General features: G+C 55.2%; 12 protein-coding genes. 8 read left to right on the top strand and 4 right to left on the bottom strand.

The window, feature by feature from the left end; translation table 11 throughout:
* Window positions 1-422: 422 nt before the first annotated feature.
* Window positions 423-635 (bottom strand): hypothetical protein, encoded by a 213-nt coding sequence (locus PT964_RS06740; protein ID WP_274362567.1) that lies wholly within the window; start codon window positions 633-635, stop codon window positions 423-425.
* Window positions 636-941: 306 nt separating this feature from the next.
* On the opposite strand from PT964_RS06740, the gene PT964_RS06735 reads away from it, so the two are divergent.
* From PT964_RS06735 to PT964_RS06710, 6 genes are all read left to right on the top strand, one after another.
* Window positions 942-2720 (top strand): cache domain-containing sensor histidine kinase, encoded by a 1779-nt coding sequence (locus PT964_RS06735; RefSeq protein ID WP_274362566.1) that lies wholly within the window; start codon window positions 942-944, stop codon window positions 2718-2720.
* The gene (locus PT964_RS06730; protein ID WP_274362565.1) at window positions 2710-4167 is read left to right on the top strand and encodes a response regulator; all 1458 of its coding nucleotides are present in this window, start codon (window positions 2710-2712) and stop codon (window positions 4165-4167) included. The genes PT964_RS06735 and PT964_RS06730 overlap by 11 nt, the downstream gene beginning before the upstream one ends.
* Before the next feature lie 157 nt (window positions 4168-4324).
* Entirely contained in the window at window positions 4325-5644 is a 1320-nt protein-coding gene (locus PT964_RS06725; protein WP_274362564.1) for an ABC transporter substrate-binding protein, read from the top strand.
* A 104-nt stretch (window positions 5645-5748) separates the two neighbouring features.
* Entirely contained in the window at window positions 5749-6627 is an 879-nt protein-coding gene (locus PT964_RS06720; RefSeq protein WP_274362563.1) for a carbohydrate ABC transporter permease, read from the top strand.
* 31 nt (window positions 6628-6658) lie between these two features.
* Window positions 6659-7501: a carbohydrate ABC transporter permease gene (locus PT964_RS06715; protein WP_274362592.1), complete on the top strand. Its 843-nt coding sequence runs from the start codon at window positions 6659-6661 to the stop codon at window positions 7499-7501.
* An 89-nt stretch (window positions 7502-7590) separates the two neighbouring features.
* On the top strand, window positions 7591-8190 hold the full coding sequence (locus PT964_RS06710) for a histidine phosphatase family protein (protein ID WP_274362562.1): 600 nt from the start codon (window positions 7591-7593) through the stop codon (window positions 8188-8190).
* 282 nt (window positions 8191-8472) lie between these two features.
* On the opposite strand, the gene uvrA is transcribed toward PT964_RS06710, so the two are convergent.
* Entirely contained in the window at window positions 8473-11358 is a 2886-nt protein-coding gene (uvrA, locus tag PT964_RS06705; RefSeq protein ID WP_274362561.1) for an excinuclease ABC subunit UvrA, read from the bottom strand.
* 55 nt (window positions 11359-11413) lie between these two features.
* On the bottom strand, window positions 11414-13414 hold the full coding sequence (uvrB, locus tag PT964_RS06700; protein WP_274362560.1) for an excinuclease ABC subunit UvrB: 2001 nt from the start codon (window positions 13412-13414) through the stop codon (window positions 11414-11416).
* Window positions 13415-13506: 92 nt separating this feature from the next.
* Here uvrB and PT964_RS06695 point away from each other — a divergent pair, with 92 nt between their 5' ends.
* Entirely contained in the window at window positions 13507-14685 is a 1179-nt protein-coding gene (locus tag PT964_RS06695) for a glycosyltransferase family 4 protein (protein ID WP_274362559.1), read from the top strand.
* A 69-nt stretch (window positions 14686-14754) separates the two neighbouring features.
* The gene (locus tag PT964_RS06690; protein WP_274362558.1) at window positions 14755-15000 is read left to right on the top strand and encodes a YkuS family protein; all 246 of its coding nucleotides are present in this window, start codon (window positions 14755-14757) and stop codon (window positions 14998-15000) included.
* A gap of 147 nt (window positions 15001-15147) precedes the next feature.
* Here PT964_RS06690 and PT964_RS06685 read toward each other — a convergent pair whose 3' ends face one another.
* The gene (locus PT964_RS06685) at window positions 15148-16008 is read right to left on the bottom strand and encodes an amidohydrolase family protein (protein ID WP_274362557.1); all 861 of its coding nucleotides are present in this window, start codon (window positions 16006-16008) and stop codon (window positions 15148-15150) included.
* Window position 16009: the final 1 nt, after the last annotated feature.

Below are 16009 nucleotides of genomic sequence, written 5' to 3'. Positions count from 1 at the left end.
GTATTACTTTCAGCCCATGGTGGATTTTACATTCAAAAAGTGAGCTAATTCGACTTTTTAGGATCAGATTTTGAGCTTACGCTAAAATGGATAGCGAAGTGTCACCTCACTATTCCGGCCGTTCCGCCTCATTTTGAGCAAATAGTGAAGTCGGAACTCCTTATTCCACCGCATTCCCGCCAAAAGCCGCTCACCGGGGCAAAATAACGAAGTGTCACCTCACTATTTCGATCGTTCCAACTCATTTCGAGCAAATAGTGAAGTCCGACCTCCTTATACCGCCGCATTCCCGCCAAAAGCCGCTCAACCGGGCAACATAGCGAAGTTTCACCTCACTATCTCGGCCGACCCGACCCACACCTTGCCCACAACGAAAAAAGGACGGCAAGCGCCGCCCTTCATAGTCCGATTCAACGTGAAATTTAAAACTCTACGCCCATCCAGCCCAATACCATAACCGCATCGGCGAACAGGAACACTGCAAGCGCGACAGCGCTGAAAGCGACCGCGAATTTATTTTTGTGGCTGATTGCGCGAACCAGCGCAAAAATAATAACGATCGTGAACAGAATCATGAAAATATCGAAACCTTGGAAGTTACTTGCTTTCGCCGCTTCCGCTGTTGCTAACAGCATCGTGGACCCTCCTTCAAATTCTGCAACCGGTGTCTATTTTTCCCCTATTTTATCAACATAATGATATATGTCACAACTTCCGATTGCAAGCGCCCGGCAATACCTGTAACGAATTTGTCACGATTCCCCGCACTTCCCCCGCCTAACCGAAATATTTGCCTCGCACCCGAAGCCGGAAATGAAGCCCTATACTACTTCCTAAAAACCACCTCCAAAATCCCCATTGTCAAATAACGGAATATTGCCCATAATTATTTGTAATCGCTTTCAAAATAAATACGATGGTGATAGGGGGCTGTTTAGGGCATGATCCGTAAGTGGCGCTCATTTTTCCATTCGATTACCGGCCAGTTGTTTTTTCTGTTCTTTATCGGCATGATCATTCCCGTCGCCGTCGGCGGATACTTCAGCTACCGGCATTCGGCAGCCATTATCGAAGACCAGGTGGGCAAGGTCGCAACCGTTACGGTAACCCAAGTCAGCGACAAAGTGAACCTTATTCTAAAAAAGCTGGAAGACAATTCGATGTTCATTCTCGGCAATCCGAAAATTATGGATGCTTTAGAAGCCGACAGCAAGGAAATGACCCCGTTCGAGTATTTCACCTTAAACAAAGAAGCCAGCCAACAATTATATTCGATTCTGAACAACTCGTCGGAAATCATGGACATTTACATCTTCGACATTAACCGGCAAAACAATATTTTCAGCTCGACGGCCAATATGACCGGACATTGGGACGAGGAATGGTTTCACCGGATTATTAAAGCCGACGGCAAGCCGGTCTGGTTCGGCCTCACCTCCAAGTCCTTTCTGAAACAGGCCGATATCGGCATTCCGGTATTCGGGCTGGGCCGCGCGGTGAAAAACAGGGACAACGGCGAGCTGCTCGGCGTCTTGTTTATCGAGGTGCGGGGCACGCATCTGACCCAAGAGCTGCAGAACGTTACTTTCGGGGACACCGGCTACACCTTCGTCGTCGATCAAAGCAACAACTACATTTATCACCCCGACAAAACGCTTTACGGCAGTCCGTCGCCATTCGATTTGACCGCCAACCAGTATATCCGGCACTATAACGGCCACGAGCTGCTCATCATCCCGAAGCGGCTCATGAACGAGTGGTACGTCATGGGTCTTGTCCCCATAGAAGAGCTGCATAAGGACACCAAGCAGATCGGCCGTCTTACGGCGGTTATTATGGCGTGCTCGGCTCTTTACGCGCTCGTAATCGGCGGTGTCGTCACCACGAAAATCGCCCGCCCGCTCGTCCATCTGAACCGGCTGATGCGGCGCGGCGCCTCGGGAGATTTGACGGTGCGAAGCCGGTTCCCCGGCTCCAACGAAATCGGGCAGCTCGGGCGCAGCTTCGACCGGATGATCGAGCAGATTCGGCTGCTGATCATCCAGAAGGAAACCGAGGAAGCGGAAAAAAAGAAGGCGGAAATTCGGGCGCTTCGGTATCAAATCAATCCCCACTTCCTCTACAATACGCTGAACACGATCCGGCATCTTGCCCGCTTCCGGCGCCACGACGACGTGAACCGCTCCATCACGAATTTGATCCCGCTTCTTGAAGCCAGCATCGAACGGGGCGGCACCTTCGTATCGCTAGGCGAAGAATTCGACCTGCTGGAAAACTACATGGTCATTCAGCGCTACCGGTATTTGGACCGGCCGCTCTCTCTGGCGATCGACTGTCCGGAGGAGCTGCGCGCCGTCGTCATTCCGCGCATGCTGCTTCAGCCGATTGTCGAGAACGCGATATTTCACGGCATCGCCCCCAAAGACGGCGCCGGGAGCATTACCGTTACCGCCCGCAAGGACGGCGGAGACATCCATATACAAATCGCGGATGACGGCATAGGCATAGAAGAGGAGCGGGCGGCGAGGCTGATCGAGCAAAGTCGGTCCCAGCCCCGCGGCATGACCAAAATCGGCCTGTTCCACGTTCACCAGACGCTTCAGCTGTTCTACGGAGCATCATACGGACTGACCGTTGCCAGCCGTTACGGCGAAGGGACGACCGTTACGCTGCGGCTGGCCGCCAATTTGCCGAAGGAGGGGGAACCTCATGTCGTATAACGTCCTGATCGTAGATGACGAACCGCTTGCCAGAGCCGGCCTTCGAACCCTGTATGATTGGAGCGCCAACGGCTTCAAGGTGGTGGGCGAAGCCTCGAACGGCAAACGCGCCTTGCACACGCTCAAGGAGCACCCCGTCGACATCGTCATCACGGACATTTCGATGCCGGTCATGGACGGCCTGGAGCTGTCGAAGGCGGTTCGCGAGCAGTACCCGAATGTTAAGATCGTCCTGCTCAGCTGTCATAACGAATTTGAATTCGCCCGCGAAGGTATGAGGCTGGGCGCCTCCGATTATTTGCTGAAAGCCCGCTTGGAGCCGAACGATCTTCATCGCTCGCTGAGCCGGGTCCAAGCCCAGCTCATTCAAGAGAAACGATCGCACGGAGAACGCTCGCTGCTGGCGGCTTTGGAAGGCTTCGAGGAGTGGCGGCCGCCTGCCGCAGGGCGCGGACCGGTACGTTACGCCGTGGCCGTTTGCTCGCCGGAGGCTCCGTCCGCCGACCGTTACGACCGTTTAACGGAGCTGTTCTACCGCCTTCTTCCGAACGGATACGCGGTCCGATACGGAAATAAGCAAATCGTGCTCTGGTGCCCCGTAGAAAAAGATCGCTGCGCTCCGGAGCAGGTTACCGAGCTTCACGGGCAATGGCAGCAAGCCGGTCTCGCCTGCACCGTCGGGATTTCCGCCGTATACCATAACGACTCCGAGCTTACAAAGGCTTATCAAGAGGCGCTTTCCTCTCTGCAGCGTATATTTTTTGACGGAAGCGGCTGCGTTTACACCGTCTCTCAGCATGTCCGCAGCGGCAAAGAAATGATGGATTCCGCCAAATTTCAAGAATGCAAAATTGCGCTTAAGCATGCGTTGACGGAAGGCTTCACCGAGAAAGGCTACGAGCTGCTGATCAAAATCGCCGCCTCCTGGGATGCCGCAAGCACGAGAGCTGAAGTCGCCGACCAAGCGAAAGAAATCGTTCATGTGCTCTTGTCGACGGCGCCCGCCCATAAGGCCGATTGGGCCGAGCAGCTCGCCGAAATCGATCGCTGCTCCCACATCCGTGCGCTGAAAGCACACCTCTTCATCCTGTTCGACCGGGTATGCCCGGCGAATAATGAGAACAAAGGCTTCCACGGCAAATGGATTCAGAAGGCTGTCGATTATATCAAAAGCCGGTACCATGAGGATATCGGATTATCCGACGCAGCCGCCCATATTTCCATGAGCCGGAACTATTTCAGCGAGCAGTTCAAAAAGCACACCGGCATGACCTTTATCGACTTCCTTACGAGTACCCGGCTCCATGCCGCAAAGCAGCTTCTTCAGGAGGGAAATTATAAAATTTACGAGGTCGCGGAACGATGCGGCTTCAACGATGTGAAGCATTTCAGCAAGCAGTTCCGAAAGGTTTTCGGAATGTCGCCGAAGGAATGTCAAGGCAAATAAGAGAAGTTCGCGCATGTGCGGGCAGCTTTCATCGCTTTTCAATATGATTCGGAAAAAAAGACACCTTTTTTGAAACTTCTCCTCATGACAGTCGATGAAAGCGCTTGCTAGAATGAAGAACAGTAAGTGTTATTATCTCAATCTAGGGGGATATGGCATGAAGAAGATGAAGCTTTTGACTGTCCTGCTGCTCGGTTCCGCGTTACTGCTGCAAGCATGCTCGGGCGGAGGCGGGGGCGGAGGCTCCGGCTCCGGCAAATCCGGAGGCGAGAAAGTAAAGATTACATGGTCGACCTGGGGCAATCCGGGCGAGCTGGGACGCTTCCAAGAGTTCACGGAGGATTTCAACAAACGACATCCTGACATTCAAGCCGAATTGATTCCCATTCCTAACGACGGTTACGATCAAAAAATTTTAACGCAGCTTAGCGGCAATACGGCGCCTGACGTGTTTTACTCCGGCGACGGCTTGATCTCGCAGCTTGTTGCCAACGGCTCCGTTGTGCAGCTCAACTCGTACATGGAAGCGCCGGGCAGCGCCCTCGGCCCGAACGACCTCGTCGAAGGTTTGTACGGGGCGGCGAAGCAAGGCAACGACATCTGGGGACTGACGGTCGACTGCAACCCGATGCTGCTTTGGTTCAATAAGAAGGTGCTGAAGGATTCCGGCATTAACGATCTTCCGACCGATTTGTACGAAAAAGGACAATGGAATTGGCAGACGTTCCAAGCGATGACGGAAAAAATCAAAGCAGCCGGCAAGTACGGACTCGTTGTTGATTCCTGGTGGTCGCCGTACTACAGCTGGGTAACGAGCAACGGCGGCAAAGTCTACGACGCTAACGGAAAATTCATTCTTCATGAAGATGCCAAGGGCAAAGAAGCAATGAAGTTTATTTACGACAATATTAAAGCGGGCAACTTCACGTTCTCCGGCTCCCTTCCGAAGGGCCAAGGCGGCGACGCGATGTTCATGTCCAACCAGCTCGGTTTCCTCGGCGCCGGACGTTGGATGCTCCCGGTATTCAGCAAGAACGATGCGCTCGAATACGACGTTGTGCCGTACCCGACCAATACCGGCAACAAAATCGAGCCGGCCGGCATTCCGACCGCATATCTCGTGATGAACAAGAACGTGAAAAACAAAGACGCGGCTTGGGTGTTCATGTCCGAGTTCGTTAACAAGGAAGGCCAGACGTTCCGCCTCCAAGGCGGCGGCAACGCCGTTCCGTCCGTACTGGGCGCCGACAATCTCGTTCTCGAGGGCAACGATCCGGAGCATGCGCAATATTTCCTTGACGCCCGCGAAATCGGATATGCGCTCTGGCTCGAAGAGGCGGCCGTTCCGGGACTTGCCAGCGAAATTCAGACGAAGCTCGAGGAGCTGTGGCTGACCGATGTCGGCTTCGACGCCGGCTTGAAGAACGTCGCGGACGCGGCTGCGAAAAAAATCGAAGAGTTCAAGTCAGGCAAGTAACAATTATGCCGACCAAACCGGCTTAGGGTGAACCGAAGGAAGGCTGCGCTGTCGGCACGCCTTCCTTTGGCTTACGCCACTTTCCGACGGAAGGAGAAAAGCTGATGAAAAAACGCCATTCGGATACGCTGTGGGGATATATTTTCATCCTTCCCCAACTGATCGGAATGCTTTGCTTCTCGCTCCTCCCCTTAATCTCCGTATTCGTGCTGAGCACGATGAAATGGGACGGATTCGGGGCCAAGCGCTTTATCGGTTTCGATAACTTTACGTACATGTTCGGAGATACGGATTTACACGTCGCCTTGAAAAACACGCTATGGTACAGCGTCCTTTCCGTTCCGAGCAGCATCGTTATCGGTCTGCTCGTCGCCATCGCGCTGAATCATATCGCCGGCAAAACGTTTTACCGAATCGTTTATTTCATGCCGACCGTCACGGGAACCGTTGCCGTTGCGATCGTGTTTATGTGGCTGCTGAACCCGGACTTCGGCATCGTCAACACGTACTTGAAAATGTTTTTCGGCATCCAAGGCCCCCGTTGGCTGACGGATCCGAATTACGTCATTCCTTCCGTCGCCATCTTGAGCGTATGGCTCGGTATCGGGTTCAATATGGTCATTTTTCTGGCAGGTCTGCAAGGTATTTCGAGGTCGTACTACGAAGCGGCCGAAATCGACGGGGCAAGCCGGTTTCAGCAGTTTTGGAGCATTACGCTTCCGCTGCTGTCGCCGACCACCTTTTTCATTACGGTGATCGCCATCATTAATTCCTTCAAGGTGTTCGACCAAATTCTCGTCATGACCGGCGGCGGGCCGGGCAACGCAAGCCGCGTGCTTGTGTTCCATCTGTATGACTACGCCTTTCAGGACTTTGCGTTCGGCAGAAGCTCCGCTGCGGCCGTGCTGATGTTTTTGATCATTCTGGTGTTGACCTTAATCCAAATGAGAATTTCGAGGCGGTGGGTTCATTATGAAGGCTGATCACGCGGCATTGCCTGTTTCCCCTCGGAGGATGAAGTCGCCTGTCCGGTTTCGATTCTCGGTAGGCGAGCTGATTTTGCATATTGTTCTGATTGCCGGGGCGTGTCTTATGGTGCTTCCGTTGTTTTGGATGGCATCCAGCTCGTTAAAGGACATCTCGCAAATTTTCCTCATTCCGCCCAAATGGATTCCGGACCCGTTCGTCTGGAGCAACTTCGAAAGATCGTTGCAGGCGCTCCCTTTCGGCCGAGCGTACTTCAACAGCATATATATTTCATTGCTTGTTGTTTTACTGCAGCTGTTTACCTGTTCGCTGGCGGCGTTTTCGTTCGCCAAAATCAATTTCCCATTCCGAAACGTGCTGTTTATTTTGTTCGTGGCGATGATGATGGTGCCGGAGCAAGTCACGATTATTCCGCTGTACTTGATCATGAAGGAAATCGGCTGGCTGGATACGCACCTGTCGATCATCGTCCCTCCTGCGCTGTTCAGTGCCTTCGGGGTGTTTCTGCTGCGGCAATTTTTCCTGACGATCCCGAAAGATCTCGACGAGGCGGCCATCGTGGACGGCGCCAGCCTGCCGACCATCTACTTCCGGATTATGCTGCCGCTCGTGAAGCCGTCCTTGTCCGCGCTCGGTATCTTTACGTTTCTGTATATGTGGAACAACTTCTTCCACCCGGTCATATTCTTAAGCACGCCGAATTTGTACACCGTCCCGCTCATGCTCAATATGTTTAAGGGGCTCTATATTACGGACTGGACGCTCATGATGGCCGGTTCGACGATCGCGCTCGTCCCCGCGTTGATTGCGTATTTGTTCACGCAGCGGTATGTCATTGAGGGCATCGCGATGACGGGCATTAAGGGGTAAAAAGGTTCGTTCCATCCGTTAACGGCATGCCGGGCAGGCATGCCGTTTCGTTTCGTCGAATAAGGCAGCGTGAGGAGTTGAGGTTTGGTATGAGCGCTACTTTCTATCTTGTGAGACATGGCAAGAAGGAAAAGGGAACGGGCGATGTCTCTATATCGTCGGACGGCCTATTGCAGGCTCAGGCAACGGCGCGGTATTTCCGCGGTATGCCGATCGCAGCCGTCGTCAGCAGTCCGTTGAAACGAGCGAAGGAAACGGCCGCGATCATCGCAAAGGAGGCCAACAGTGCTTTTGTTGAGGATGTTCGGCTGCGGGAGCGCGCCAACTGGGGGGACTTGCCGGGGCAAGCGTTTGAGGAATTTGTCGAAATGTGGGACCGCTGTACGCGAGACCGCGACTATATCCCGCCGGTCGGCGATTCCGCAAGAGGAGCCGGGGAACGGCTGACTGCGTGTTTGAAAGAGCTGGCGGAGGGGCATCGTGGCGAATGCGTTGTCATTGTCACCCACGGCGGATTGATCACCGATTTTTTGGTCAATGTCATCCCCGAGGAGGAATTGAACGTGTTTTACCCTGATTTTTTAAAGGAGCAGAGCCGGTTAATTCATGAGTGCTCCATAACAAAAGTGAGCTTACATAGCGGTAAGTTCAGTTTGGAGGGGTTCGGCTCTATTGCGCATTTAATTTAGCCCGTTTCGCGCACTCGGATGCACCTTTCGGTTAGCCGACGAGCGGATCGGCATATCGTTTGTCAGCGATAATGACTATTTTGGCAGCCAGCACTGACTAATTTGTCAATATCGCTGACAACCCGCTCCGCTTGTCAATTATATTGACTAATTTGTCAGCCGCAGCTGACTAATTTGTCAATGTCGATGACAATTCCATTCGGCGTTTGTTTCTCAATAATACAAAAAAGCCCTAGGCAGTAACCCTAGGACTTTCTGATTCTACAATATTTCCGTTGTCCCTTATACCGCCGCTTCGGTTGTCGGCTCCTCCTGCTTCAGCTGCTCCTTCGTCCGTGCCAAATCGCGCTCAAGGACGGGCTTCAGATACTTACCCGTATAAGACTCCTTCACCTTGCACAGCTCCTCCGGCGTCCCGGACGCCACAATCGTGCCGCCGCCGCTGCCGCCCTCCGGTCCGAGGTCGATCAGCCAGTCGGCCGTCTTGATCACGTCGAGGTTGTGCTCGATCACAAGCACGCTTTCGCCGGAGTCGACCAGGCGATGCAGCACCTCGAGCAGGCGGGCGATGTCATGCACGTGCAGACCCGTCGTCGGCTCGTCGAGGATGTACAGCGTGCGCCCCGTGCTGCGGCGGTACAGCTCCGACGCCAGCTTGATGCGCTGCGCTTCGCCGCCGGACATCGTCGTAGCCGGCTGGCCGAGACGCATGTAGCCGACGCCGACGTCAAGCAGCGTCTGGAGCTTGCGGTGAATTTTCGGCACGTTAGCGAAAAACTCGCATGCGTCCTCGATCGTCATATCCAATATGTCCGCGATCGATTTGCCCTTCCACTTGATCTCCAGCGTCTCACGGTTGTAACGCTGCCCCTTGCACACTTCGCAGGGCACGTACACGTCCGGCAGGAAGTGCATCTCGATCTTGATGATGCCGTCGCCCCGGCACGCTTCGCAGCGTCCGCCCTTCACGTTGAAGCTGAAGCGGCCCTTCTTATAGCCGCGAATCTTCGCTTCGTTCGTTACGGCGAATACGTCGCGGATATCGTCGAACACGCCGGTATACGTCGCCGGATTGGAGCGCGGCGAGCGCCCGATCGGGGATTGGTCGATATCGATGACCTTGTCGATATGCTCAAGCCCCTTAATTTCCTTATAGGCGCCCGGACGCGTGCGGGCCCGATTCAAATCGCGGGCGAGCGTCTTGTACAATATTTCGTTGACAAGCGTACTCTTGCCGCTTCCCGACACGCCGGTAACGGCCGTAAATACGCCAAGCGGGAATTTCACGTTAACGTTCTTGAGATTGTTCTCCCGCGCCCCGCGCACTTCGATCCATTTGCCGTTCGGCTGACGGCGCTTCAGAGGCACAGGGACGAACTTCTTGCCGCTCAAATATTGGCCGGTAAGTGAGTTATCGTCCGCCATCACTTCCTTCGGCGTTCCTGAGGCCACGACATTGCCCCCGTGGATGCCGGCGCCCGGCCCGATATCGATAATGTAATCGGCCGCAAGCATCGTATCTTCGTCATGCTCGACGACGATCAGCGTATTTCCGAGATTGCGCATATGCTCCAGCGTCCGGATCAGCTTGTCGTTGTCGCGCTGATGCAAACCGATGCTCGGCTCGTCCAAAATGTAGAGTACGCCCATAAGCGAGGAGCCGATCTGCGTCGCAAGCCGAATGCGCTGCGCCTCGCCGCCGGACAATGTGCCCGCTGCTCGGCTCAGCGTCAAATAGTCGAGTCCGACATTCTTTAAGAAGCCGAGACGCGAACCGATTTCCTTCAAAATCAAGTTGGCGATCGTCTGCTCCTTCTCGCTTAACTTCAAGCCTTCGAAATAGTTGACCGCGTCGTTAATGGACAAATCCGTTACGTGCGCGATATTTTCCCCGCCGACCGTCACTGCAAGAATTTCCGGCTTCAGTCTTTGGCCCTTACAGCTGCCGCAAGGCTTCGCGCTCATGTACTGCTCGATATATTCCCGAATGCCGTCGGAAGCCGTTTCGCGGTATCTGCGCTCCAGGTTCGGAATAATGCCTTCGAACGGCACCGCGGCATCTCGCGTTACGCCGAATTCGTTCTCGTAACGGAAGCGCACTCGCTCCCCGCCGGTTCCGTACAGCAGAATGCTCATCTGGCCTTTCGTGAGCTCGGCGACCGGGATATCGGCCGGTATTTTGTAATGATCGCATACGGCCATCAGAAATTGCGGGTAATAGTTCGACGTGCTGCCCGCCCAAGCTTCGAATGCTCCGTCCGCTATCGCTCTCGACTGGTCCGGGCACAGCAGGTCCGGGTCCACGATCATCTTCGCGCCGAGCCCGTCGCATTCGGGACACGCCCCGAACGGGCTGTTGAACGAAAACATCCGCGGCGAAAGCTCGTCCATGCTGAAGCCGCACTCCGGACACGCCAGCTTGGAGGAAAACAGCAGCTCTTCCTTCGTGTCCAGCACGTCGACAAGCACTTTGCCGTCCGACAGCTTCAGCGCCGTCTCCAACGAATCGGCAAGCCGCGCCTGCACATCGTCCTTCACCACGATGCGGTCGACGACGACTTCAATCGTATGCTTCTTATTTTTCTCCAGAACGATCTCGTCGGTTACTTCCCGCATCTCGCCGTCGACGCGAATGCGCACAAAGCCCTGCTTGCGGATGTCCTCGAACACTTTCGCGTGCTCGCCCTTCTTCCCGCTGATGATCGGCGCCATAATTTGCAGCTTCGTCCGCTCCGGATACTCCATAATCCGGTCGACCATCTGCTCGACCGTCTGCGATGCGATTTCGGTCCCGTGTACGGGGCAATGCGGACGTCCGATTCGCGCATACAGCAGCCTCAGGTAATCGTAGATTTCCGTTACCGTGCCGACGGTGGAACGCGGGTTCCGGCTGGTCGTCTTCTGATCGATGGAGATGGCCGGGGAGAGACCGTCGATCGAGTCCACATCCGGTTTGTCCATCTGCCCGAGAAACTGCCGCGCGTAAGCCGACAGCGACTCGACGTATCTGCGCTGTCCCTCCGCATAAATCGTATCGAAGGCCAGCGAAGATTTGCCGGAGCCGCTTAAGCCGGTCAGCACGACGAATTTGTCGCGCGGAATCGTTACGTCGATATTTTTCAAGTTGTGTGCGCGGGCGCCTTTGATCACTATGTTATCTTGTGCCACGAAACCTTCCTCCTATCTCGGATCCCAACCGCAGCGGGCGAACCCGTTTCCTTTTTTACGCGCCCTGCGCTTTCAATTCCATAATGGCGTCGCGAAGCTCGGCGGCCCGTTCGAACTGCAAATCCTTCGCCGCCTGTTTCATCTCCTGCTCCAACCGCTCGATCAGGTTTGCGCGGTCCTTCTTCGACAGCTTCGACGCCTTTACTTCCGCCAAATAGCCGGACTTCTCCTCCGCCACCTTCGTCGCTTCGATGACGTCTCTCACCTTCTTGCGAACGGTTTGCGGGGTAATGCCGTGCTGTTCGTTATAAGCGGTCTGGATCGCCCGGCGGCGTTCGGTTTCCTTCATCGCCTTATCCATCGAATCCGTTATTTTATCCGCATACATGATCACGCGTCCATCCGCATTCCGGGCTGCACGCCCGATCGTCTGGATGAGCGACCGCTCCGAACGCAGGAAGCCTTCTTTATCTGCGTCCAGAATAGCTACCAGGGATACCTCCGGCAAGTCCAAGCCTTCCCGAAGCAGGTTAATCCCGACCAGTACATGGAATACGCCGAGGCGGAGCTCACGTAAAATCTGAATCCGTTCCAGCGTCTTAATATCGGAGTGAAGATAGCGTACTTTAATGCCGACTTCCTTCATATAATCGGTCAAGTCCTCCGCCATCTTCTTCGTAAGCGTCGTTACGAGAACGCGCTCGTCTTTATCGACGCGATCCCGGATTTCGCCGATCAGGTCGTCGATTTGGCCCTTCGTCTTCCGGATTTCGATGATCGGATCGACCAGGCCGGTCGGGCGAATAATTTGCTCGATCATTTCCGGACATTGCTCCTGCTCGATCGGACCCGGCGTGGCGGAGACGTAAATAATTTGGTTGATCTTTTCTTCGAATTCCTCGTACCGCAGCGGACGGTTATCAAGCGCCGACGGCAGTCGGAAGCCGTGCTCCACGAGAATTTCTTTACGGGCTCTGTCCCCGTTGTACATGGCGCGAACCTGCGGCAGCGTGACGTGCGACTCGTCCACGACGATCAGCATGTCTTTCGGAAAAAAGTCCATTAACGTATAAGGAGTTGCGCCTCTTGGACGGAAGGTGAGCGGCCCGGAGTAGTTCTCGATGCCGGAGCAAAAGCCGACCTCCCGCATCATCTCGAGGTCGTAACGGGTGCGCTGCTCTAACCGCTGAGCTTCGAGCAGCTTTCCACGCTCGCGCAGCTCCTCGAGACGCTCTTCGAGCTCTCGCTCAATGTTCTCAAGCGCCCGTTTCATCGTCTCTTCGTGCGTAACGAAGTGAGACGCCGGGAAAATCGCGACATGCTCTCGCTCTCCGATAATTTCGCCGGTTAACACATCGATTTCTGTAATGCGCTCGATTTCGTCGCCGAACAGCTCGATGCGAATCGCGCGCTCCTGCGTGGAGGCCGGAAAAATCTCCACCACGTCGCCGCGGACGCGGAACGTACCGCGGGCGAAATTAAAGTCGTTGCGCTGATATTGAATATCTACAAGCTTATGCAAAATCTCGTTGCGGGAATGCTCCGTACCGACTCTCAAGCTCAGCACAAGATCCCGGTACTCCGTAGGAGAACCGAGACCGTAGATGCAGGAGACGCTCGCCACGATAATGACGTCGCGGCGTTCGAACAAAGAGCTCGTTGCGGAATGCCGCAGCTTATCGATCTCATCGTTTACGCTCGAGTCCTTCTCTATAAAGAGGTCGGTTGCCGGAACGTACGCTTCCGGTTGATAATAGTCGTAGTAGCTTACAAAGTATTCCACCGCATTGTTCGGGAAAAATTCCTTAAATTCGCTGTACAGCTGCGCCGCCAACGTCTTGTTGTGCGCAATGACGAGCGTCGGCCGGTTCAGACGCGCAATCGTCTGGGCGATTGTGAACGTCTTGCCTGTGCCGGTAGCTCCCAGCAGCGTCTGATACTTCTTCCCGTTCAAGACGCCTTCCACAAGCTTCTCGATCGCCTGCGGCTGGTCGCCTTGCGGTGCGTACTCGGATACCAGTTCGAATTTTTTGTCTAAAACGGCAAAACCGCTCATTGGATCACCATGCCAATAAGAGAATATTTGTTCCCATTTATGGATTATATCACTATGTTACTAGGGGCGCAAACCGTGGAGCGTGGAAAGTTGTGGTCAACGTGAAACATTTTTCGGCGGAATTCGGAGAGGATGTCTCCGGCGGGGCCGGGACATGCGTCAACGAGCTTTACCGTGCAAGCGGGCCGGAGACGGAGTTCATTCATCTGACGGGGCATCCCGAAACATGGGCCGCCGCGGAAAGGGTCAAGCATATAGGCTTATACGATATGGACGTCATCAACAAGCTCGATTTCGATGCGGCAATATTTCATTATTATGGCTTGAGCTGCTTGACCCATGACTCCGTGCTGCGCGGCCGAAGCATGATTTTCGCCGTCCACTCCGTGCCGACGACCGAGCCTTGGAGCCTGCTTGACCCTTATGGGGGCAATGATGCCGTTGCAGGCCGTTTCGAGCGGATGTGCGACCGGGCCGACCGGATCGTCTGCGTGTCCGAGGCGGAGCGCGGCAAGCTGCTGCTGTTGTATCCGGATTTGGAGCCGAAGGCGCGCGTTATTTATAACGGAATTGCCGGATCGTTCGCAGAGCCGAAGGCCGCTCCCGCCGGACATCGAACTCGGTTCGGGTTTCTCGGCCGCTGCGATTACCGCAAAGGGCTGCGCGAAGCGCTCGCCGCGTTCCGATTCGTCGAAGGCGAGCTGTGGATTGCATGCGGCGCGGAGGACGCGGCATATCGGATCGAAGCGGAGCTCGATGCGAGGCGGTTCGGTTTGGACAGCCGGGTTCGATGGCTCGATCGTCTGGATGAGGCCGGGAAGGCCGCGTTTTTTGCTGACATCGACGCGCTGCTCGTGCCTTCGCGCTGGGAGCCGTTCGGTTATGTTGTCCTTGAAGCACTGCGTGCGGGCGTTCCGCCGATCATCGGCAGCCGCGGGGGGATGAAAGAAATTGTCGGGGAGCAGTACCGGTATCAATTCGATCCGTATGATACGGATTCCATGATTCAATGCATCTTAGACTTTCAAAAGGATTCCGCAGAAACGGTACAGACAGCAGCAACCGAAGCAAGTCGCCGCGCGAAACGGTTGACCGCAGCCGGGATGGCGGAACAATATGTGCGTACAGCGCAGGAGATTGCCGTCTCGGAACGGCTCCCGGAAATCGCTTCGAAGAAGCTTCGGCATGCGGGTGCCGATGCCGCCGACGCCTGGCGCTTATGCGCGGCTGCGGACGGCCATGCGTCGGCCACTCCCAAACGCGATGCATAAGACAAGGCCGTTCAAGCCACAATATCCCGTGAACCAAACATTACCTATTCACGGGAGTGACGAACGAACATGGCAAAAGTTGCCGTAGAGAACAGCTTGGGCAATATTAAAGACGCGCTGCACAACAGCGGCTACGAAGTTATGGACATGTCCGGCAACCTGGAGGCGTGCGATTGCTGCGTCATCTCCGGCGAGGACAAAAACATGATGGGCATGACCGACCGCGCGACGCAGGCATCCGTCATCAACGCGCAAGGCATGACCGAGGACGAGGTCATTCAGCGCGTAAACGAGTGCGTACAACGAGTGCACTAACGCAATGCATAAAGGGCTGCTCCGAGGTTGATCCCCGGCTGCAGCCCTTTGTTTTGTTCGGTACGAGTTGCTTTTGCGACAATAAACGAGAGGAAACATCCATTTCCTCGGAAATATCGACACCAGCGATCGACAAACGGGGCCGAGTTACCAGTTCCGGACGCCCGTCGCCGGATCCAGTCCGTAAAACTCCGCCGCGTTCAGGCCGAACAGACGCTCCTTCTCCCGCTCCGACATGCCGTCCGGCAGCGCCCGCTCCAGCACGGCGACTACCTCGCCGTAATCCGACGCCGACAGCAGGCACACCGGCCAGTCGCTGCCGAACATAACGCGCGACGTTCCGAATGCATCGATTACATGGTGTACATACGGCACGAAATCTTCTTGCTTCCAAGCCTGGTGCAGAGCCTCCGTCACCATGCCGGAAAGCTTGCAATATACGTTCGGATACGACGCAATGTCCCGCATCAAGGAACCCCACGGCTCCGTAATGCCTTCGGCAATCGACGGCTTTGCCAGATGGTCCACCACGGCTTTCAAGCCCGGAACCCGCTCCAGCAGCGTAACGATATGCGGCAGGTGGCGCGGAAAGACGAGCACGTCGAACCGCACCTGATGCTCCGCCAGCAGCCGAAGCGATTCGAGCACCTTCGGACGCAAAATATAAGCATCGTCCTCAAGATCCTGCAGCATCGGCCGAATCCCCAGAAAATACGGATTACGCTTCAACCGCAGCAGCTGCTCCTCGAAGCCGCCGCCCTCAAGGTCGAGCCAGCCGACCACGCCGGCCAGGCTGTTTTCCCGTTCGCACAGCTCCAGAAGAAACTCCGTCTCCGCAACGGTCGGCGCGGCCTGAACCGCGACGGTTTTCTCAATACCGTTGGCCTTAAGCTCAGGCGCCAAATCGGCAGGCATGTAATCCCTGTGAAGAATGCCGGCCGACGGCGTCAGCCACCCGTAATCGCCGCGGCCTATCTTCCAATAATGCTGGTGCGCATCGATTCGCATG

It is taken from the genome of Paenibacillus thermotolerans, from assembly GCF_028745515.1.
Taxonomy (GTDB): domain Bacteria; phylum Bacillota; class Bacilli; order Paenibacillales; family YIM-B00363; genus Paenibacillus_AE; species Paenibacillus_AE thermotolerans.
This window is presented reverse-complemented; position numbering and strand designations above follow the sequence as displayed.